Here is an 18755-nt window from a genome sequence, read left to right as displayed (position 1 = left end):
AAACTATTACTACCTCTAAGGGGAAAATACGATTTTCGCTGATATCACTCGATACACTGCCTCTTCAGGGCCTCTAGGCCGATTTCATGAGGTCCTTGATCTGCTGCAACGCCGCCGGGTCATCCAGCGTCGTTAGGTCGCCAGCATCGCGGCCTTCGCACACCGCCTGGATGGCGCGCCGCAACAGTTTGCCGCTGCGGGTTTTCGGCAGGACGGACACAAAACGCACCCGCGAAGGCCGGGCCAGCGCGCCGAGATCCTGGTCCACGCATTTCATGATCTCGCCTTCGAGCTTGAGCGCGCCCGCGCTATCGGCCAGCACACTCCCGTCCTTGGGTACGACAAAAGCCATGGCGACCTGGCCTTTGAGGCTGTCGGCCACACCCACCACAGCCACCTCCGCCACGCCGGCGTGGCCGGAGATGCTTTCTTCGATCTCGCGCGTGCCCAGGCGGTGGCCGGCGACATTGATCACGTCGTCGGTACGGCCCAGGATGAAGTAATAACCGTCCTCGTCGCGAATGCCCCAGTCGAAGGTGCTGTAGACCATCTTGCCAGGCACACTTTTCCAGTAGGTGTTGACGAAGCGGGCATCGTCTTTCCACACCGTTTGCATGAAGCCCGGCGGTGTCGGGCCTTCCAGCACGACCACGCCTTTTTCGTTCGGCTGGGTCAACTCTTCACCGGTGGACTCGTGCAGGAGCTTCACGTTGTAGCCGTACATCGGAATGCCCGGGCTGCCGAACTTGCTGGCCTTTTTCTCGACTGCATTTGCAATCGTCAGGATGGGCCAGCCGCTTTCGGTCTGCCAATAGTTGTCGATGATGGGCACGTTCAGGCCCTCGCTGATCCAGCGCGCCGTCGGCTCGTCCAGCGGTTCGCCTGCCAGAAACAGCGCTCGCAGGCTGGACAGATCGTATTTATTGAGCAACGCCGGGTCCTGCTTCTTCAGCACGCGCACCGCGGTCGGGGCACTGAACATCGCCGTGACCTTGTACTTCTCCACCAGCCGCCACCAGATGCCGCCGTCGGGCTGCTGGTCCAGGCCCCGCGTCGGCAAGCCCTCGTACATCAGCGTTGCCATGCCGGCGATCAGCGGGCCATAAATGATGTAGCTATGGCCCACGACCCAGCCGATGTCGCTGGTCGAGAAATAGGTTTCGCCCGGCCGGCCGTCGAAGATGTGTTTCATGCTGGCGGCCAGCGCCACCGCGTAGCCACCGGTGTCGCGCTGCACGCCCTTGGGCTTGCCCGTGGTGCCGCTGGTGTAAATCGTGTAGCTGATGTCGGTGGACTTCATCCACTCGCAGGGCACCTGATCGTCCAGGTGCCTGGTGCGCAAATCCGACCACAGATGGTCGCGCCCGTGCACCAGTTCCATGGGCGAGAGCCCGCGATCCACCAGCAGTACAGCTTCCGGCTTGTGGCTGGAGAGACGAATCGCCTCGTCGAGCAGCGGCTTGTAGGGCACGATCTTGCCGCCGCGCGAACCCGCATCGGCGCTGACGATGACCCTGGGCGTCGCGTCCTCGATGCGCGAGGCGAGCGAGCCGCTGGCAAACCCGCCGAACACCACGCAGTGAATCGCGCCTATGCGTGCACAGGCCAGCATGGCAAACGCGGCCTCGGCAATCATGGGCATGTAGATCAGCACACGGTCGCCCTTTTGCACACCCAGTGCCTTCAGGCTGGCCGCCATGCGCTGCACTTCGACATGCAATTCGGCAAAGCTGTAGGTTTTCTCAATGCCGGTTTCGGTCGACACATAAATTAGCGCTGGCTGGGCGGCCCGGTCTTTCAGGTGACGGTCCACTGCGTTGTGGCACAGGTTGGTGGTACCGCCCTCAAACCAGTGAACGAACGGCGGCTTATCGTAGTTGCAGACACGCGCGAAAGGCTGCTTCCAGTCGATCAGTTTCGCCTGCTCGGCCCAGAAGACGTCGGGTTCGTTGATCGACCGGCGATAGAAATCGGCGTAACTTGTCATGCGTTGTCTCCAGTTTTTGGTTCCACGATTCAGATTTTGACCACCACACGGCCGCGGACCTTGCCCGCCATCAAGTCGGCGGCTTTTTCCACCACGCGGCTCAGCGGTATTTCTTCCACGATGGCCTCGAGTCTGGCCGGGTCCAGGTCCGTCGCCAGCCTGTCCCAGGCTTGTTGCCGGCTTGCCAGGGGTGCCATCACGCTGTCGATGCCCGCCAGGGTCACGCCGCGCAGGATGAACGGCATCACCGTCGCCGGAAAATCCGCGCCCTGTGCCAAGCCGCAGGCGGCCACCACACCGCCGTAACGCGTTTGTGCACAGGCATTGGCCAGCGTATGGGAGCCGACGGCATCGATCACCGCGGCCCAGCGCTCCTTTTGCAGCGGCTTGCCGGGAGCAGAAAGTTCAGTGCGGTCCATGATGCTGGCCGCGCCCAGCTGCTTCAAATACGCCTCTTCACTGGCCTTGCCCGTCGCAGCTACAACCCGGTAACCCAGCCCGCCCAGCAAAGCAATCGCCACGCTGCCGACGCCGCCGCTTGCACCGGTGACCAGCACCTCGCCGTTGCCAGGGGCCGCGCCATGTTTTTCCAGCGCCAGCACACAAAGCATGGCGGTGTAACCTGCCGTGCCTATGGCCATGGCCTGACGTGTGCTGAAAGCGGGCGGCAAGCGAACCAGCCACTCGCCCTGCAGGCGTGCCCGCTGCGCCATCAGACCCCAGCGAGTTTCACCCAGGCCCCAGCCGTTATGGATAAAGCGGTCGCCAGCCTTCCACGCCGGATGGCTGGACTCGAGGACAACACCGGCACCATCGATACCGGCCACCATAGGCCAGCTCCGCACCACCGGGCCTTTGTTGGTGATGGCCAGGCCGTCCTTGAAGTTAAGGGTGGAATACTCGACCTGCGCCAACACGTCGCCCAAGGGCAGTAGCACCTCGTCAATTTCTGCAATATCCGCTGAGAATCCGGCATCTGACCTGGTAAGTTGCAAGGCTTTGAACATGTTTGCCTCCGGTTCATCTTTGAAATTGAATTTATAATTATGAATAATAGTCTTGCGGCATGCTTACACCCATCGCGCGCGTCGCGCCGGAAACCAGGCTGCCTCCTCCTCCTCCTCGTTCATGGCTGTCCAGGCGAGCGTGGCTTCTCCAGGATCACCATTGCGATGCCACCCAGAATGGCCAACGAAGCCAGCACCAGGCGCAGCGTGATCTCCTCACCGAGAAAAGCCACGCCCCCCAGGGCAGCAATCACCGGAACACTCAGCTGCACGGTTGCGGCACTGGTGGCTTTCAAGGCCGGCAAGGCCGTGTACCAGATGGCGTAACCCATTGCGGAGGTCAGCGCACCTGACGCAAGCGCGTACCAGAAACCGGCGGCATCCACCGACACCTGATTCATCATCAGCAGGCTCAACGCGGCTGCAATCGGCGCCGCACGCAGGAAATTACCCGCGGTCACCCGGGTCGGGTCGCCCTGCCCTCTGCCGCGCAGGGAATAAACGCCCCAGGCCACCCCCGCGCCCAGCATCAGCAGGGATCCCGCCAGCGGCGGCGCCGACAATCCGGGCAGCAACAGGCCGACCAGCCCCCCCAGCGCCAGGACGAGTCCGACCAGCTGCAGCTTGCGAAACCGCTCGCCAGACCAGACACCATGACCGATCATCGTGGCCTGAACCGCGCCGAACAGCAACAATGCGCCGCTCGCAGCCGGCAGGCTCAGATACGCAAAAGAAAATCCGGCGGCATAAGCAAACAGGGCCAAGGCCGACAGCCAGTTGCCGCCACCCCTGGCTGTGCCGCGCCTCGCCCGCACCACCAGCCAGAGGGTCAATGCGCCCGAAACCAGGCGAATGGTGGTGAAACTGGCTGCATCCATTCCACTGTCCTTGAGCGCCGCCCGGCAGAGCAATGAATTGCCGGCAAACGCCAACATGGCGAGAAACGTCAGGGCAATCAGGCGTGCAGGAACCATGGCGCATCTTAGCGACGCGTGGCCATCGTGCCGCGGGGGCAAATACCGGGTTGGAACCCGGGCAGACGCTTAGGCAGCACCCTGCTTCACCAGCTCAAGCACCTTCCCGAACGCAGGATGCTCCGCCGTGCGCAGCCATTCGAAGGCGACCATCTCGGTTGTCACCAGTTCGGCACCGGCGCCGGCCAGGCGGTCGAAGGCGGCGTCGCGGTTGCGTTCGGTGCGCGAGCTGCAGGCGTCGGTGACGACCCAGACCTCAAACTCTTCCTCCAGCAGGCCCAGTGCTGTCTGCATCAGGCAGACATGGGCTTCGCAGCCGGCGATAACGATGGCGCCCCTGCCCTCTTCTTCAGGCGGCGCGGCTTTTTGCAGGTGTTTGGGCAGGCTGCGGGCATTGCCTCCGACGGGCGGCTTGCGCACAGGTGGCCGCAGCCAGTCGGCCAGGCCATCATCCATCGCATTGAAATGCATCTTCGCCAGCGTTTTGCCGCCGGCCGCTTCAATGGCCGCCTGGAGTTCGGGGACATTGGGGCCCAGCCCATCGGGGTTTTGCACCGTGCCCCAGACGGGCAGATCGAGCAACTTCGCCATGTGCGCCAGACGCAAGGCATTGGCAAGCACGAGCTCATTTTCAAATATGGCGGGCATCAGGCGAACCTGGTAGTCCACCAGCACCAGTTGGGAGTCATCGGCATCAAGCAACATAGTGGGTCCAGAAAGTTTCAATTTGAAGATCAGTGCAGTGGGCAGGCAGTTGCCGCGCAACCGCAGGCGCCGCCTGCTTTAAAGCGGTGGCGACTGCGGCTGCTGCGGCAGCTCCGCAAATTTCAGCAGACGGGTCGCAAGCAGCGTTTCTGCCAGGAAGCACAGCAGCGCCAGCAGAAAGCAGAACACGCCGGAGAGAAAACTCACCGTGGCGATTTTCAGGATGGGCAGGTCGCTGGTTTCACCCAGGAACAGCAAGACAATGGTCAGCCCGATCAGGATGGCGCAAAACGTCAGCAATGCCAGGCAGCCGTTGACCAGCCAGCCGCGGTGCCTGAGTTCTCCCAGCTCCGCGTACATTTTTTTCGCCCTGGCTTCTTCGACGCCACCTGCCTCCAGTTTGTTCTCGAGGAAACGTGCGCGGTCAATGATGCGTGCCAGCCGGCCGGCCACGGCGGCAATCATGCCGGAGACGGCCGTCAGCAGAAACACCGGCGCCACCGCCAACTGTATGCCGTGGGTCACCGTGGCAAGGTCAGACGCAAAATTCATCGAGGGAGCTCCGGCTCGTCATGGGGAAGACGGCATTTTGTCATGCGGCCGCCGGTCCGGGTCGCAGATTCAGGATTCAGGATTCAGGATTCAGGATTCAGATGAGGCCGGGCCCGGAGTCCCGTCCTGGCACCGGCCTCCCGGGGTGCTTGCGCATCGCCTCCTACGTGAATGTCGTCTCTGTCCGACATCCAGAAGGCCAAACCTGCCCCACACTGCGTGCTCAAGCACCCATACCGCCTTCGCTCGCCACCCAAAGGATTCCCGCATGCTGCCCAACCGAGAGGGACAACGCGTTCCCGACGTCACCTTCAAGATCCGCCGGGACAACCAGTGGGCCGAGGTTTCCAGCGCAGACCTGTTCAAGGGCAAAACCGTGGTCCTGTTCGCGCTGCCGGGCGCCTACACGCCGACCTGTTCTTCCGAACACCTGCCCGGCTTCAACCGGCTGGCGCCGGTATTCAAGTCCCGCGGAGTAGACGACATCATCTGCCTGTCGGTCAATGATGCCTTTGTGATGAACGAATGGGCCACCGCGCAGGAGGCGGAAAACCTGACGCTGATCCCCGACGGCAACGGCCAGTTCACCCAAGGCATGGGCATGCTGGTCGATAAAAGCGACCTCGGTTTCGGCCAGCGATCCTGGCGCTATTCCATGCTGGTCGAGGACGGCATCGTCCGGAAGATGTTCATCGAGCCGGAGAAGGAAGGTGACCCGTTCGAGGTCTCCGGCGCCGAAACCTTGCTGCACTACCTGGACCCGGATGCGCCGCTGCCTGAACCAGTGGCAATTTTCACCAAACCCGGCTGTCCGTTCTGCGCACGGGCCAAGGCCCTGCTTGACGACGCGTTGCTGCCGTATGAAGAAATCACCCTTGGGAAGGGCATCACCTCGCGCACCCTGCAGGCAGTGGCCGGCGCCGGCACCACACCGCAGGTGTTCATCGGCGGACGAAAAATCGGTGGGCACGAGGCCCTGCAAGCCTGGCTGGCCGATCGGCATGTGTCCGTCCTGGCGCCCGCCTGATCCGCATTTCCCCCTTGTGGCTGCGCCCTTCCGAACCTGTGCCGCATGTTGTCCGCGCGGTGACTGGCCCACCCCGGTGATAGGATATTTGCGTTGCCTCCCTGACCTTGAGTGAAGAGTTATGACACCACCAAACGCCGCTCCCACCAGCACTTCACAGCCCGGCCCGGACCTGCTCCGCGAGGAGGCGGCACGTTACGCACTGCTGCGCCGCATTGCGCCGGCCATCCGCCACCACATGGCGGGCACGCTGCAGCCCATCGGCATGATTTCCGCCATCCTGGAGCGGCGCCTGCAGGCGTCCGCGCCCGACCTGGCCGTGCTGCGGGACAACAGCAAGTCCATCAGCACGCTGTCGCGTTCGGCCGCCAGCGGCTGCATGAACCTGATCACCTGGATCGTGCCCAAGGAAAATGGCGTGATCTCACTGGAAGCCGGGGTGGAAGAAGCGATGGGCATGCTTGCCACCGATCTGGCCTTCCGCGGCTTCACGGTGTCCAACCAGATCAATGCGCCGGAGGTGAACACCTCGGTCTTCGCGTTGAGAACCGTGTTCACCGCCTGCCTGATTGCCCTGACCGACGCGGCCCCTGCACCGGCCAGCGTGGTGCTCCGCAGTGAACCGGCCGATGGCCAGACACGGGTCTGCATCACCGTCACCCGGGACAAGGGCCAGGCCGCGCCCGATGAAGCACGCACCTACCGCGCGCTGGGATGGGACGATGTGCAGGCCCTCGCCGCAGCCGAAAAAGTCAGTATCAGCTACAGCGCCGACCATGCCGACATGCTGTTCAGCGAAATCGAACAGGCCCTTGTCACCGGCTGAAGCCCGGCACTCGCTCCTCTTTTGATAGCTGCTTGCGCCCACCCACAAAGGGCTAGAGGCATTTTTCGTTAAAAAATTTCTCCACAGCGGCGAAACGGCCACCCTGCCTGCCCGCAGTGGTTATGCTCTCTGGCACGGAAGCGGCCTGCGCCCTTCACCCAGCCTGCCATCAGCCACCACGCCGTCCACCGGCTTTCATGAACAAAAGCGGAATCCTTCTTCACATCGCCGGCCTGTGGCTGCTCTCGACACTGGACGCTTCCGGCAAATGGCTGGTTTTGGCCGGTGTGCCGGTGCTGATGGTGGCCTGGGTACGTTACGCCGTGCACACCGCCCTGATGACGGCCGTGGTGCTGCCTTCGCGCGGCAAAGCCATGTTCCGGACCAGGTCGCTGCCGCGCCAGCTGCTGCGCGGCCTGCTGATGATCACCACCACCGTGCTGTTTTTCTCCGTGCTGGGCCGCCTGCCGCTGGCGGAAGCCACGGCCATCAACTTCATGGCGCCGCTTTTCCTGATGGCCATGGCACCCTGGCTGCTGCGCGAGCCGCACCGCCTGCACCGCTGGCTGGGCGTGCTGGCCGGTTTCGCCGGCATGCTGATCGTGGTGCGGCCTGGCGCGCAGCTGGACCCGATCGGCGTAGCGCTGGGCCTGGCCACGGCGCTGGCCTTCGCCTTCTTTCAGGTTGCCACGCGCCGCGTGGCCCACGACGACCCGCTCACCACCAATTATTACGGCGGCCTGTTCGGCACCATCGCGCTGACGCTGGCCCTGCCCTGGTTCTGGGCCACGCCTGACCTGAACCTCTGGCAGTGGCTGTTGCTGCTGTCCACCGGCGTCACGGGTTTCCTTGGCCACTGGCTGCAGGCTGCGGCCTACCGCCAAAGCCCGGCCACCCTGCTCGCGCCCTTCAGCTACCTGCAGATCGTGGCCGCTGCCACGCTGGGCTGGCTGGTGTTCGGCCAGGCACCGGGCCGGACCACGGCCGTGGGCATGACCCTGATCTGCCTGGCCGGGCTGGGCGTGGTGCTGATTGAAGCCCGCATGGCCGTGATGCGGTCCAGGGAGTAGCCGCTCCGGCAACTGTGAGCCTGCAACCGGTGCGTAGCGGCGTTCCTAGTCCGCGTAAACGCCGGCAGCCTTGATGATGGGCCGCCACCGGGCGGTCTCCTTGCTCAGAAAGGCCCTGTGCCCGGCCAGCGTCGCGCGCTCATCCTGCACAACCTGTATGCCTGACGCGATCTGCGCTGCCTTGAAGGCCTCGGTTTTCATGACCAGCCTCAGGGCATCGTTGAAGCGCTGCTGAACCTGCGGCGGTGTGTCCTTCGGTGCGTACAGGGCGAACCAGACGCTCATTTCGACATCGGCAATGCCGAACTTCGCCATGGTCGGAACGGCGGCCAGCGGCGTGCCGGCCAACGGCCTGGCCGTGGTCACGGCGATGGCCTTGAGTTTGCCGCTCTGGATATGGCTGACGGTGGTCGGCGTCGGATCGCAAATCATGTCCACATGCCCGCCGAGCAGGTCGGAGACCGCAGGCGCGCTGCCGCGGTAAGGCACGGTTGTGATGCTGCTGACCTTCAAGGAAGACTGGAGCAACAGCCCACACAGGTGCGATGAAGATCCGATGCCGGAGTTTGCAAGCCTGACCTGCGGCTGTGTTGCCATCCAGCGGATCAGGTCCACGATTGAGCCCGTGGGCACCTGGGGCCGTGCCACCAGCACCGAAGGCGTGTCCACCACCACGCCCAGCGGCACAAAGTCGGTTTCCGGCTTGAAGCCCAGGTTCCGGTACAAGGCAGGCGAAGTTGCCATGCCGATGTGGCCCATCAGCAGCGTATGGCCGTCGGCCGGGGCCCGCATGGCGATGGCCGTCCCGAGGTTGCCACCGGCGCCGGAAAGATTCTGGACAAGGATGGGCTGCTTGAGCTGAGCCTGCAGAGGCGTGGCCAGCTCCCGCGCCAGTTTGTCCATGGGCCCCCCCGCCGCAAAAGGCACGATGATGGTGATTGGTTTGGTGGGGTAGACATCCTGCGCCTCTGCCGGAGCGGCGCAGAGCACAAGCGTGGTGGCAAGGCAGACGGCTTTGAACATGGTGCGCTCCCGGAATGGTCAGACAGACATCAATGGCAATACCGGCTCGCCGCTGGCCGCTGTCAGGTCGCGCCGGGCGGCCTCGACTTCGCGTACGCCGAACGGCAGGTGCCTGGCCACGTCGAGCAGCGAAGCGACCGCGGCCTCCTCCAGTCCCGGGTGCAGGCCCACCAGGGCTGCTGCTATCGGTACGCCATCCGTTTTCGATTTCTGGCAGGCCCGGGCCACCAATTCATGCGCCCGGTTCAGGCCAATGCTCCTGGCCAGTTCCATCTGCACGGTTTCACTGACGATCGCACCACCCGTGAGAGTCACGTTGCAGGCCATCTTTTCGGCATCGATCACCAGCTCTTCCAGCATGGTCCGCGCCTGGCCGAGCAGTGCGCCCATCAGGCGAAAGCACTGCGGCACGGCGTGCAGTTCGACATACCAGGCATCGAGCGACCTTTCGTTTTCGACCAGGGAGGCATCCAGCATCATGGGCGCCGCATGGAACAGCATCCTCGAGAGCGCCACCACCGACGATGCCGCAACGGGGTTGTTCTTTTGCGGCATGGTGCTGCTGGCGCCCCGGTCGGCGGCAAAAGCCAGTTCACCGACTTCCGTGCTGGACAGCATCAGCATGTCCCGGCCGATTTTCCCCAGCGTGGCCGCAATCTGCGACAGCAGCAGCACCGCTTCTGTCGGGCCGTCACGCATGGCATGCCAGGCGATGGCCGGTTCGGCCAGACCCAGCTGCTGCATCAGGCGGCGCCGAGTTTCGTGGCCCACCCCGGAAAATGAAGCGAGCGTGCCCACAGCACCGCCGAGCTGGCCAACCGACGCCCGCTGCTGGACCTGGCCAAGCCGGTCCATCTGCCGGCGCACGCCGGAATTCCAGACAGCGGCCTTGAACCCGAAGGTGACGGGCAAGGCATGCTGCTGGTTGGTTCTGCCGGCCTGTATCGTTCCCTGGTGCGTCGTGGCCAGCGCGTCGAGAGCCGCCGAAATATGGGCGAGCGAATCGCCGACCAGCGCCAGTGCCTCCTGCATCTGTAGCGCCAGCGCGCAGTCCATCGCGTCCTGGGTGGTGGCGCCGTAATGCACGTACTGGCCCAGGTCGGCGCGGCACAGGCGGACCACCTGGCTCACCAGCCCCACCAGGGGCAGGCCGACGGACCGCGTCTTTTGCCGGAGCTGAGGGAAATCGATGTTGTCGACGCTGGCGACCCGCCCGATTTCTTCTGCCGCCTCAGTCGGAATAACACCCAGCTCAGCCTGCACGCTGGCCAGTGCCCGCTCGAAGCGCAGGCAGCGGTCGACAAAACTTTCCTCGGAAAAAATGGCCGCGATCGCTCCGCCGTCATGCAAATCACTGAAAAGCTGGTTCATCGTCCGGACCCTGTTGCCGCAGGCCTGTGCCTACCTGAAACAAACTGTATCCACTATGATCAATCTGCAAAAACAATTTGTTGAGATAGTTCCGTTCTGTTTTATAGATGGGTCAACATGGACGTCCTGAGCCTAAAAACATTCGAGACGGTGGCACGCCAGGGCGGCATCACCGGTGCGGCGCAGGTGCTGCACACCGTGCAATCGAACATCACCCAGCGCATCCGGGCGCTGGAATCCGAGCTGGGCCTGGCGCTGTTCAAGCGCCACAGCAGGGGCATGGAACTGACGCGCGCGGGCCAACGGCTGCTGCCGTATGCGGATCGCATCGTAGCGCTGATGGTCGAAGCGCAAGCGGCAGCCAAAGGGGAAGAAGCCTCCCCTGCCGCACTGGCGATCGGCTCGATGGAAACCACCGCCGCAGTCCGCCTGCCCCCGCTTCTCGCGTCTTACCGCCGCCTCTATCCGCAGGTGGCCATCTCGCTGGAGACCGGCCCCACCGCTGCCCTGATCGACGCCGTGCTCCAGCGGCGTGTGGACGGGGCCTTCATTGCCGGCCCCCTGGACAACCACGCACTGGTCGGCCAGGTCGCTTTCGAGGAAGAACTGGTGCTGGTCTCCTCCGCCAACTGGACGCGTCCCAGCGAGCTTGGCAGGCGGTTGGAAAATGGTGCGGCGGCGATCATGTTCAAAACCGGCTGCTCGTACCGGCAGCGCTTCGAGCAGCTTCTCAGCGAGCGCGGCTGGCCGCGTTTCACCCGCCTTGAAATGGGCACCCTCGAAGGCATCCTGGGCTGTGTGGCGGCCGAGGTCGGCATCTCGCTGCTGCCGCGGGCTGTGGTCGACAATGCAAGCAACAAAACCGCGCTGCGTTGCCATCCCGCCAAAGGCAAACGGCTCAGCGTGCAGACGCTGTTTATCCGCCGGCGCGACGAACACCCCGGGCAAGCACTGCAACGTTTCATGCGCCTGCTCTGAGGGAGCGGCAGGCGTCGGTGCCGCTCAGAGCGGCAGGTCGGCTTTTTTCAGCGTGCGCAGCACAAAGCTGGACTTGCTGTGGCGTATGCCCTTGATCTTGTAAAGCCGCTCGCGCAGTAGGCGCTCGTAGTCCTGGGTGCCGCTGACGGCAATGCGCAGCAGGTAGTCGTAATCGCCGGAGACCAGGTAAGCCTCGATCACCTCGGGAATCTTCGCCAGCGTTTCACCGAATTTTTCCAGCGTGTTGTCGGAGTGGCTGTCCAGTGTGACCTGCACCAGCACCGTGTCGCTGAGGTCCAGCGCGGCGGCATTGATGCGCACGGTGTAACCCTCGATCACCCCGGACTCCTCCATCTTCCTGATGCGGTTCCAGCATGGCGTGTGGCTCAGGCCCACGGCCTGGCCGATCTCCTGCAGGCTGGCGCGGGCATTGGCCTGCAGCACTTGCAGTATTTTCCGGTCCATCTTGTCAATCAAGTTTTATTTCCTTCATTTTCAAATTTATGAAGGAATTATTACTTAATTGAGTGGGAATCAGAAGAAATACAGAAGCACTTTCTCCAGCTGAAGGCGGATACTTCTTTCTGGCAAACGGATTTACCGATACGTGTTGCAAGACAGACGCACCAGCGGGTTACCGCCCGCTGGTGCGTTTGGGCATGTCCGGCATGCGCTGCGGGTCAACCGCGCGACGACAAAGCAGGCTCAGCCGAACTTTCGCAATGCATCGAGCGCCAGGCCGGTGCCGATACTGCCGAACAAATCACCTTCGGCACGGCGCGCCTGCGGCAGCAGCGCCGCAATACGTTCGCGCAGCAGCGGCACGCTGCTCGAGCCCCCGGTGAAAAACACCGTGTCCACCGCGTCCGCCTGCACACCCGCATCGCGCAGCAGGCCGGTCACGCTGCGCTCCACCGTGCCGACCAGTTCGCCGATGGCAGCATCGAAGGCCGTGCGCTGCAGCAACAGGGTTTCGCCCGGGTTGATGCGGCCCAGGTCCAGCTGCACCTGGGGCGCACCGGAGAGCGCAATCTTCGCCTCTTCCACCTGCATGGCCAGCCAGTGGCCGGCGCGCCCGCTCACCAGGTTTTGCAGGCGCACCAGTTTGTCCTTCTCCTCCGCTTCGCGATGCAGCTCACCGATCTGCGACCACGCCTGCCGAGTGTAGGCAAAGTTGATCGTGTGCCAGGTCGCCAGGTTGAAGTACAGCGATGACGGCATCTGCAGGCCGCTTTTGAGCTGGCTGCCCAGGCCCAGCAACGGCATGACGCTGGCCAGGCTCAGGTACTTGTCGAAGTCGGTGCCACCTATGTGCACACCGCTGCTGGCCAGGATGTCGTCCTTGCGCTCTGCCCTGCCCGCCCGCTCGGGTGCCAGGCGCACCAGCGCAAAGTCCGAGGTGCCGCCGCCGATGTCGACCACCAGCACCAGTTCTTCCCGCGTGACCTGCGACTCGTAGTCGAACGCCGCGGCAATGGGCTCGTACTGGAAAGCGATTTCCTTCAGGCCGACAGCATGCGCAATTTCGGCCAGCGTGTTTTCAGCCTGCCGGTCGGCGGCGGTGTCGCCATCGACAAAAAAGACCGGCCGCCCCAGCACGGCACGGGTGAACTCACGGCCTGCCGCGAGTTCGGCGCGGCGCTTGAGTTCACCGATGAACTGTGCCAGCAGCTCGCGAAACGGCAGGGCACGGCCGGCCACCTCGGTCTGCTCGTCGATCAGCGAGGTGCCGAGCAGGCTCTTGAGCGAGCGCATCAGACGCCCTTCGTCGCCGGCCAGGTAGTCGGCCAGCGCTGCGCGGCCATAACTGGTGTGCCCGTCCTCGGCATGGAAAAACACGACCGAAGGCAGGGTCGGTTTGCCGCCCTCGAGCGGCAGCAGCGCTGCACGGTCTGAGCCTGAAGCGGCGCTGCAGCCTGCCGTGGAATTCGAAGTCCCGAAGTCGATGCCGCAGGCGTCGGGCAGGACGGGGAAGCTGCCCGCCATCAGGGCTTGAGGAAGCCGCCGTCGGCCCAGGCCGTGGCGCTGGCGCGGCTCAGCTTGAAAGCTGGCGCCACGCGCTGCTGCGCGAGCTGTTCGCCGGCCTCGTCATGCGCGCTCAGCATGGCAGAAGGGTTGTCTTCATCGGGCACGATGTCCAGCGACACGGTGACCCGTGCGCCGCGCGCGCTCACCTCCACGCTCTGGTGCAACGTGGCATGCAGCTGCTGCTCATGGCGACGCACAAATTCGGAAGCGGTTTTCACCAGCGTGCTGAAGGCCGGGCCATCGAGCGGCTTGGGATTTTTCTTGTCGCGCCCCATGGTCCACGGGCCGACCAGCGCAGGCTCAGGCTCGCCGTCCTTGACCATGGCCACCGCCCAGCCGTCGTCGTCTTCGTTCTTGATGACGCGGGCGGTCCAGCCGTCACCGCGCCATAAACGCGGCTGCTGCACAGGGGTATCGGTGTCGAGGGAAGTTTCGGGCGAAAAAAGGGAAGAAGAAGTGTCGGGCGAGGTGTCGGCGATGTCGGTCACAGGGATCCGTTTCGGTCAGAAAAAAAGCGCTGTTGCGCGTTCAGGGTGCGGACTTATTTTACCGCCGGGCCTCTGGCGCAGCGACGGCTCCCGACGCTGTTCTGCCTTGCAGAATATGCCCCGCTCGTAAACCTTGATGACACCTTCGCGGCGGCCCGATACGCTCGACATTTCAGATGACCCGCAACTTTTTCCGGAGAACTTTCATGACCAACCGCCGCGCGTTTATTGCCAGCACCACCGCCGCAGTGGCCGGTGCAGCCTTGCCTCTGCTGGCCAGCGCACAGGCCTTCCCCTCGCGCCCCATCAAGTACATCTGCCCCTGGCCTGCAGGCGGCTCGACCGACGCCGTCATCCGTGCGCTGGCCGAAAGCGCCGGCAAGACCCTGGGCCAGACCATCATTGTCGAAAACAAACCGGGCGCCGGCGGCATGCTGGGTGCCAACGAGATGATGAGCGCCAAGCCCGACGGCTACACACTCACACAGCTGCCGCACGGCGTGTTCCGCATTCCGCATATGCAGAAAGTGCAATACGACCCGCTCAAGGATTTCACCTGGATCGCCTGCCTGACCGGCTACACGTTCGGGCTGGTCGTGCCCGCCGATTCGCCGATCAAGAGCATCAAGGACCTGGTGGCCTACGCCAAGGCCAACCCCGAAAAATTCACCTACGGCTCCACCGGTACCGGCACCAGCCCGCACCTGGCAGTCGAGGAATTCGCGCAGCGCGCCGGCATCAAGCTCACGCATATTCCCTTCAAGGGCAATGCAGACAACATGCAGGCCATCCTGGGCGGCCATGTGATGGCCGCAAGCGATGCCACCGGCTGGGGCCCGCATGTGGAATCGGGCAAGTTGCGCCTGCTGGCCACCTACGGCAGCAAACGCACCAAGCGCTGGCCCAATGTGCCGACGCTGACCGAACTGGGCTACGACACCGTGTCGGACTCGCCATTTGGCGTGTGCGGCCCCAAGGGCATGGACCCGGCCGTCGTTGCCACGCTGCACGAAGCTTTCAGGAAAACACTGAACGACCCGGCCGTGCTCGCGACCTTCGACAAGTACGACCAGTCGGTGATCTACATGAACACCGCGCAATACACCAGATTCGCCCGCGAAACCTTTGCTGCTGAGAAAGCAACGATAGAGCGGCTCGGCATGTCCTTCAAGGGCTGACACCGCCTGGCCCGCGCTTATTTGGCAGGCAATCTGTTGCAAGCCGCGGCCGGCAAGCCTTTGCCGGCTTTCGCGCCTGCTTATCCACAGATTCGTGCACAGGATGCGTGGGCAACCCGGCCCCGCGTTCATGGGAGGCGCGGCGCAGAACAAAGGCCGGCCCCATGAGCCGGCCGCGCTTTTATGGTGTTTCAAGACTTTCCAGCGGCTTGTCCCTGACACGACCCAAGGGCAAGACTCGCAACGGCAAAGCTCCGCGGCTCCCTGCGCTATGCTCTCGGCCTACCCCTTCACTGGTGCCGACATGACCTTCAGATCTTTCAGTCTTCTTCCCGCCACGCTGCTGGCAGCCATGCTTTTGTTGAGCGCCTGCGGCGATGCGCCCGGCACCGGTGCCACGGCCAAGGCCGGCAGCACTCCGGTGTCCACCGCCGTGATTGCCGCCGAGGCCAAAGGTTTCACCGCCGGCCAGGCCATGAGCGCGCGCACCGTGTATGTGTTTTTTGATGCCCAGTGCCCGCACTGCACCGCGCTGTGGATGGCCGCGAAACCCCTGAAGTCGCAGGCCAGATTTGTCTGGATTCCCGTGGGCCTGCTGAATGCTTCAAGCACCGCCCAGGGCGCCACCCTGCTGGCCGCCAAGGACCCGGTGGCGGCGATGGATGAGCACGAAGCGTCCATGCAGGCCAAAGGCGGCGGCATCAGCGCCGGCAGCGACATCGCCGCACAAGAAGAAATGGTGGAAAAAAACACCGCGCTGCTGACCCGCCTGGGTTTTGCGTCGATTCCAACGATTGTCGGCACGCACGCACAAACCGGTGCACTGGTCACACAGGAAGGCTCCATGCCGACCGCGGCGCTGGCTGCCCTGCTCGGGCTGCAGGTGCCGGCGGGTTTATAGCCCCCACGTTCGCGCACTGCGTGTCGCTCTCTGCCCCCCGAAGGGGCGCTTGCGCCTGCGGGCCGGCAGAGCCGGGCCCGCGGCCCCGGCTTGAAAAGAGATGCCTTCGCTTTTGTTCGCTGGTTTTCCGTTCATCCTGAGCTTGTCGAGGATGCTCCCCAAGGGGCGCTGCGCCTACGGCTTGGCAGAGCCAGATCCGAAGGCCTTCATGTCCGCCCGCTGATCGTCTAGAACAGCACGCGGCTGCGAATGGTTCCAGGCACGCCGGCCAGCTTGGCCAGTGCCATGTCGGAGTGGGCGGCGTCGATGTCGATCACCACATAACCGATGGCTTCGTTGGTCTGCAGGAACTGCGACGCGATGTTGATGTTGTTGTCGGAAAACACGCGGTTGATTTCGGCCAGCACACCCGGCACGTTGCGGTGAATGTGCAGCAGGCGATGTTTGCCCGGGTGCGCCGGCAGTGCCACTTCGGGGAAGTTGACCGAGGAGGTGGAGGTGCCGTTGTCGCTGTACTTGACCAGTTTTTCCGCCACCTCGACGCCGATGTTTTCCTGGGCTTCCATGGTGGAGCCACCGACGTGCGGCGTCAGGATCACGTTGTCCAGCCCGCGCAGCGGCGACTCGAACACATCCTTGTTGCTGCGCGGCTCGACCGGGAAAACGTCGATCGCCGCACCCAGCAGTTTTTTCTGGCGCAGGGCTTCGGCCAGCGGCTCGATTTCGACCACGGTGCCGCGCGAGGCATTGATCAGCACGCTGCCGGGTTTCATCGCGGCAAGCTCGGCCGCACCTATCATCCACTGCGTGGCCTGGGTCTCGGGCACATGCAGGCTGACCACGTCCGACTGCGCCAGCAGCTCGGTGAGCTTGCCGGCCTGGCGCGCATTGCCCAGTGGCAACTTGGTGACCACATCGAAAAACACCACCTGCATGCCCAGCGCTTCGGCCAGCACCGACAGCTGCGTGCCGATGGAGCCGTAACCGACGATGCCCAGCGTCTTGCCGCGGATCTCGAACGCATTTTCAGCTGACTTCTGCCAGCCGCCGCGGTGCGCCACGGCGCTTTTCTCGGGCACGCCGCGCAGCAGCAGGATGGCCTCGGCCAGCACCAGCTCGGCCACCGAACGCGTGTTGGAAAACGGCGCATTGAACACCGCGATGCCGCGCTCACGCGCCGCATTCAGGTCCACCTGGTTGGTGCCTATGCAAAAACAGCCGACGGCCGTGAGTTTGGCCGCGTGGGCGAACACATCGGCGGTGAGCTGGGTACGCGAGCGGATGCCGACAAAGTGGGCGTCGGCGATTTTTTTCTTCAGCTCCTCGCCTTCCAGGGCGCCGGTCAGGCTTTCGATCTGTGTGTAACCCGCCGCCTGGAGAACCTGCACGGCGGAGGGGTGAATGCCCTCCAGCAGGAGAAACTTGATCTTTTTCTTGTCGGTCGAGGTTTTGCTCATGGCGCTCAGGCAGGTGGTGGAGCACCGAAGTATGACCCAAGGCATGGGCCCCGGCCTCTGGCGCCGGTTTTGACCGCACGGAAAAAGGGTTCAATCGACCGGCGCGGGGGCCGCACGGGCCAGGGCCTGGCTCCGGCTTGTGAACTGTGCGAGCGCCACGCCCACCAGGGTCAGCGCGGCACCGGCCAGCTTGATGGCGGTGTACTGCTCACCGGCAAACAGCCAGGCCACGAGGCCTGCCACTGGTGGCATCAGATACATCAGCGGCGCCGTGCGGGCCACGCCGCGCACCGCGTTGACCCAGCCCCAGACCAGCCAGCCGAGAAAAGCCGACACCGTGACCGACCAGACCAGGCTGGCCCACACCGCCAGCGAGGCTTCGCCCCAGGGCGCGGACAGGCCGGCCGGCAGTGAAAACAGCACCACCGGAATGCTGCCGAGCAAGGTGGCATAGGCCATGGTCACCACGCCGCCGTGGCGCTCGATCAGCGGTTTGGCGGCCACGGTGTACCAGGAAAAAAAGCTCGCCGCGACCAGCAGGAAAAGATCGCCCCCGGTGGCGCGCCAGTTGCCGCCCAGCAGCTTGTCGGACAAAAAGATCAACACCCCGACAAAGGCCACCGCCACGCCGCCTATCTGCGCCTTGTGCAATTGCTCCACGCCCATGAAGCGCAGGATCAGCAAGGTGAAGATGGGCCCGCAGGCAAGGATCAGTGAACTCGAAAACGCGGTGGACCAGTGGATGCCGTAGGTGACCATGCCCACATGCAGGAAATGCCCGGCAAAACCCAGGCGCGCGAGTTGCCAGAACTCGCGGCGCGTGATGCGCGGAAAGCGCGTGCCGTAACGCCAGGCCAGCAAACCCAGCGCACACAGCGGCATGATCAGGTAGCGGGCAAACAGGAAACCGCCGGGGCCCACCACATTGAACACAAACTTCTGCAGGGAAAAGTTGATGCCCCAGATCACGACCAGCACCAGCGCCGCCGCCAGGGCGATGGAAGCCCGGCGGAGTTTTTTCTGTTCAGGGGTCATCGCGCCGTATTCAATAAAAAGTAGGGGCTTAGGAAGCAAAGTTCATCAACAGATGAGCTAAGTTCCTATGGTGATTCAGAAAAATCGGTATTTCAGACGCTCCAAACTCAGCGAAGCAAAAGTGCGTCAAATCCTGCGTTACTTTGCG

Annotated in this window: 18 protein-coding genes; 6 read left to right on the top strand and 12 right to left on the bottom strand. The window is 63.7% G+C overall.

Translation table 11 applies throughout. From position 1 onward, the window contains the following. Positions 1-73: 73 nt before the first annotated feature. The 5 genes from WA904_RS16750 to WA904_RS16730 all read right to left on the bottom strand — a co-directional run bounded on the left by WA904_RS16750 (position 74) and on the right by WA904_RS16730 (position 5225). Positions 74-2020 carry a propionate--CoA ligase gene (locus WA904_RS16750; RefSeq protein WP_425198294.1) on the bottom strand — a complete coding sequence of 649 codons (1947 nt, stop codon included), beginning with the start codon at positions 2018-2020 and terminating at the stop codon, positions 74-76. Continuing rightward, complete coding sequence (locus tag WA904_RS16745) at positions 2017-2994, bottom strand: MDR family oxidoreductase (RefSeq protein ID WP_425198264.1); 978 nt, start codon at positions 2992-2994, stop codon at positions 2017-2019. The genes WA904_RS16750 and WA904_RS16745 overlap by 4 nt, the downstream gene beginning before the upstream one ends. 119 nt (positions 2995-3113) lie before the next feature. Next, positions 3114-3968, bottom strand: coding sequence for a DMT family transporter (locus tag WA904_RS16740; protein ID WP_425198263.1), 855 nt, complete (start codon positions 3966-3968; stop codon positions 3114-3116). Positions 3969-4037: 69 nt separating this feature from the next. Next, positions 4038-4673, bottom strand: a complete 636-nt coding sequence (locus WA904_RS16735) for an isochorismatase family protein (protein WP_425198262.1) — start codon at positions 4671-4673, stop codon at positions 4038-4040. Between the two features lie 78 nt (positions 4674-4751). Beyond that, positions 4752-5225, bottom strand: coding sequence for a DUF2721 domain-containing protein (locus WA904_RS16730; RefSeq protein WP_425198261.1), 474 nt, complete (start codon positions 5223-5225; stop codon positions 4752-4754). Between the two features lie 268 nt (positions 5226-5493). Between WA904_RS16730 and WA904_RS16725 the strand changes: the two genes are divergently transcribed. The 3 genes from WA904_RS16725 (at position 5494) to WA904_RS16715 (ending at position 8148) form a co-directional block, all read left to right on the top strand. Then, on the top strand, positions 5494-6252 hold the full coding sequence (locus WA904_RS16725; protein ID WP_425198260.1) for a glutathione peroxidase: 759 nt from the start codon (positions 5494-5496) through the stop codon (positions 6250-6252). A 121-nt stretch (positions 6253-6373) separates the two neighbouring features. After that, positions 6374-7078 (top strand): hypothetical protein, encoded by a 705-nt coding sequence (locus tag WA904_RS16720; protein WP_425198259.1) that lies wholly within the window; start codon positions 6374-6376, stop codon positions 7076-7078. Between the two features lie 197 nt (positions 7079-7275). Continuing rightward, positions 7276-8148, top strand: a complete 873-nt coding sequence (locus WA904_RS16715; RefSeq protein WP_425198258.1) for a DMT family transporter — start codon at positions 7276-7278, stop codon at positions 8146-8148. Between the two features lie 45 nt (positions 8149-8193). Here WA904_RS16715 and WA904_RS16710 read toward each other — a convergent pair whose 3' ends face one another. Next, complete coding sequence (locus WA904_RS16710; protein WP_425198257.1) at positions 8194-9171, bottom strand: tripartite tricarboxylate transporter substrate-binding protein; 978 nt, start codon at positions 9169-9171, stop codon at positions 8194-8196. A gap of 18 nt (positions 9172-9189) precedes the next feature. Further along, complete coding sequence (locus WA904_RS16705) at positions 9190-10542, bottom strand: class-II fumarase/aspartase family protein (RefSeq protein WP_425198256.1); 1353 nt, start codon at positions 10540-10542, stop codon at positions 9190-9192. A 117-nt stretch (positions 10543-10659) separates the two neighbouring features. Here WA904_RS16705 and WA904_RS16700 point away from each other — a divergent pair, with 117 nt between their 5' ends. After that, positions 10660-11520: a LysR substrate-binding domain-containing protein gene (locus tag WA904_RS16700; RefSeq protein ID WP_425198255.1), complete on the top strand. Its 861-nt coding sequence runs from the start codon at positions 10660-10662 to the stop codon at positions 11518-11520. A 24-nt stretch (positions 11521-11544) separates the two neighbouring features. Here WA904_RS16700 and WA904_RS16695 read toward each other — a convergent pair whose 3' ends face one another. From WA904_RS16695 to WA904_RS16685, 3 genes are all read right to left on the bottom strand, one after another. Further along, positions 11545-11994 (bottom strand): Lrp/AsnC family transcriptional regulator, encoded by a 450-nt coding sequence (locus tag WA904_RS16695; protein WP_425198293.1) that lies wholly within the window; start codon positions 11992-11994, stop codon positions 11545-11547. Positions 11995-12225: 231 nt separating this feature from the next. Then, positions 12226-13506, bottom strand: a complete 1281-nt coding sequence (locus tag WA904_RS16690; RefSeq protein ID WP_425198254.1) for an Hsp70 family protein — start codon at positions 13504-13506, stop codon at positions 12226-12228. After that, positions 13506-14036, bottom strand: coding sequence for a hypothetical protein (locus tag WA904_RS16685; RefSeq protein ID WP_425198253.1), 531 nt, complete (start codon positions 14034-14036; stop codon positions 13506-13508). The genes WA904_RS16690 and WA904_RS16685 overlap by 1 nt, the downstream gene beginning before the upstream one ends. A 206-nt stretch (positions 14037-14242) precedes the next feature. On the opposite strand from WA904_RS16685, the gene WA904_RS16680 reads away from it, so the two are divergent. Together WA904_RS16680 and WA904_RS16675 are read left to right on the top strand one after the other, a co-directional pair. Beyond that, positions 14243-15214, top strand: coding sequence for a Bug family tripartite tricarboxylate transporter substrate binding protein (locus tag WA904_RS16680; RefSeq protein ID WP_425198252.1), 972 nt, complete (start codon positions 14243-14245; stop codon positions 15212-15214). 304 nt (positions 15215-15518) lie between these two features. Beyond that, positions 15519-16115: a thioredoxin fold domain-containing protein gene (locus WA904_RS16675; protein ID WP_425198251.1), complete on the top strand. Its 597-nt coding sequence runs from the start codon at positions 15519-15521 to the stop codon at positions 16113-16115. Positions 16116-16342: 227 nt separating this feature from the next. On the opposite strand, the gene serA is transcribed toward WA904_RS16675, so the two are convergent. Both serA and WA904_RS16665 read right to left on the bottom strand, forming a co-directional pair. Beyond that, positions 16343-17572, bottom strand: a complete 1230-nt coding sequence (gene serA / locus WA904_RS16670) for a phosphoglycerate dehydrogenase (protein ID WP_425198250.1) — start codon at positions 17570-17572, stop codon at positions 16343-16345. Between the two features lie 90 nt (positions 17573-17662). Further along, positions 17663-18607, bottom strand: a complete 945-nt coding sequence (locus tag WA904_RS16665; RefSeq protein WP_425198249.1) for a DMT family transporter — start codon at positions 18605-18607, stop codon at positions 17663-17665. Positions 18608-18755 lie beyond the last annotated feature (148 nt).

The organism is Polaromonas sp. (genome assembly GCF_049790275.1).
GTDB lineage: Bacteria > Pseudomonadota > Gammaproteobacteria > Burkholderiales > Burkholderiaceae_C > Polaromonas.
This window is presented reverse-complemented; position numbering and strand designations above follow the sequence as displayed.

Excerpts from the sequence above, each read along its gene's own strand:
- WA904_RS16735 (WP_425198262.1), bottom strand. The coding sequence starts at position 4,673 with ATGTTGCTTGATGCCGATGACTCCCAACTGGTGCTGGTGGACTACCAG.
- WA904_RS16740 (WP_425198263.1), bottom strand. The coding sequence starts at position 3,968 with ATGGTTCCTGCACGCCTGATTGCCCTGACGTTTCTCGCCATGTTGGCG.
- WA904_RS16705 (WP_425198256.1), bottom strand. The coding sequence starts at position 10,542 with ATGAACCAGCTTTTCAGTGATTTGCATGACGGCGGAGCGATCGCGGCC.
- serA (WP_425198250.1), bottom strand. The coding sequence starts at position 17,572 with ATGAGCAAAACCTCGACCGACAAGAAAAAGATCAAGTTTCTCCTGCTG.
- WA904_RS16690 (WP_425198254.1), bottom strand. The coding sequence starts at position 13,506 with ATGGCGGGCAGCTTCCCCGTCCTGCCCGACGCCTGCGGCATCGACTTC.
- WA904_RS16710 (WP_425198257.1), bottom strand. The coding sequence starts at position 9,171 with ATGTTCAAAGCCGTCTGCCTTGCCACCACGCTTGTGCTCTGCGCCGCT.
- WA904_RS16720 (WP_425198259.1), top strand. The coding sequence starts at position 6,374 with ATGACACCACCAAACGCCGCTCCCACCAGCACTTCACAGCCCGGCCCG.
- WA904_RS16725 (WP_425198260.1), top strand. The coding sequence starts at position 5,494 with ATGCTGCCCAACCGAGAGGGACAACGCGTTCCCGACGTCACCTTCAAG.
- WA904_RS16675 (WP_425198251.1), top strand. The coding sequence starts at position 15,519 with ATGACCTTCAGATCTTTCAGTCTTCTTCCCGCCACGCTGCTGGCAGCC.
- WA904_RS16745 (WP_425198264.1), bottom strand. The coding sequence starts at position 2,994 with ATGTTCAAAGCCTTGCAACTTACCAGGTCAGATGCCGGATTCTCAGCG.
- WA904_RS16730 (WP_425198261.1), bottom strand. The coding sequence starts at position 5,225 with ATGAATTTTGCGTCTGACCTTGCCACGGTGACCCACGGCATACAGTTG.
- WA904_RS16680 (WP_425198252.1), top strand. The coding sequence starts at position 14,243 with ATGACCAACCGCCGCGCGTTTATTGCCAGCACCACCGCCGCAGTGGCC.
- WA904_RS16700 (WP_425198255.1), top strand. The coding sequence starts at position 10,660 with ATGGACGTCCTGAGCCTAAAAACATTCGAGACGGTGGCACGCCAGGGC.
- WA904_RS16665 (WP_425198249.1), bottom strand. The coding sequence starts at position 18,607 with ATGACCCCTGAACAGAAAAAACTCCGCCGGGCTTCCATCGCCCTGGCG.
- WA904_RS16715 (WP_425198258.1), top strand. The coding sequence starts at position 7,276 with ATGAACAAAAGCGGAATCCTTCTTCACATCGCCGGCCTGTGGCTGCTC.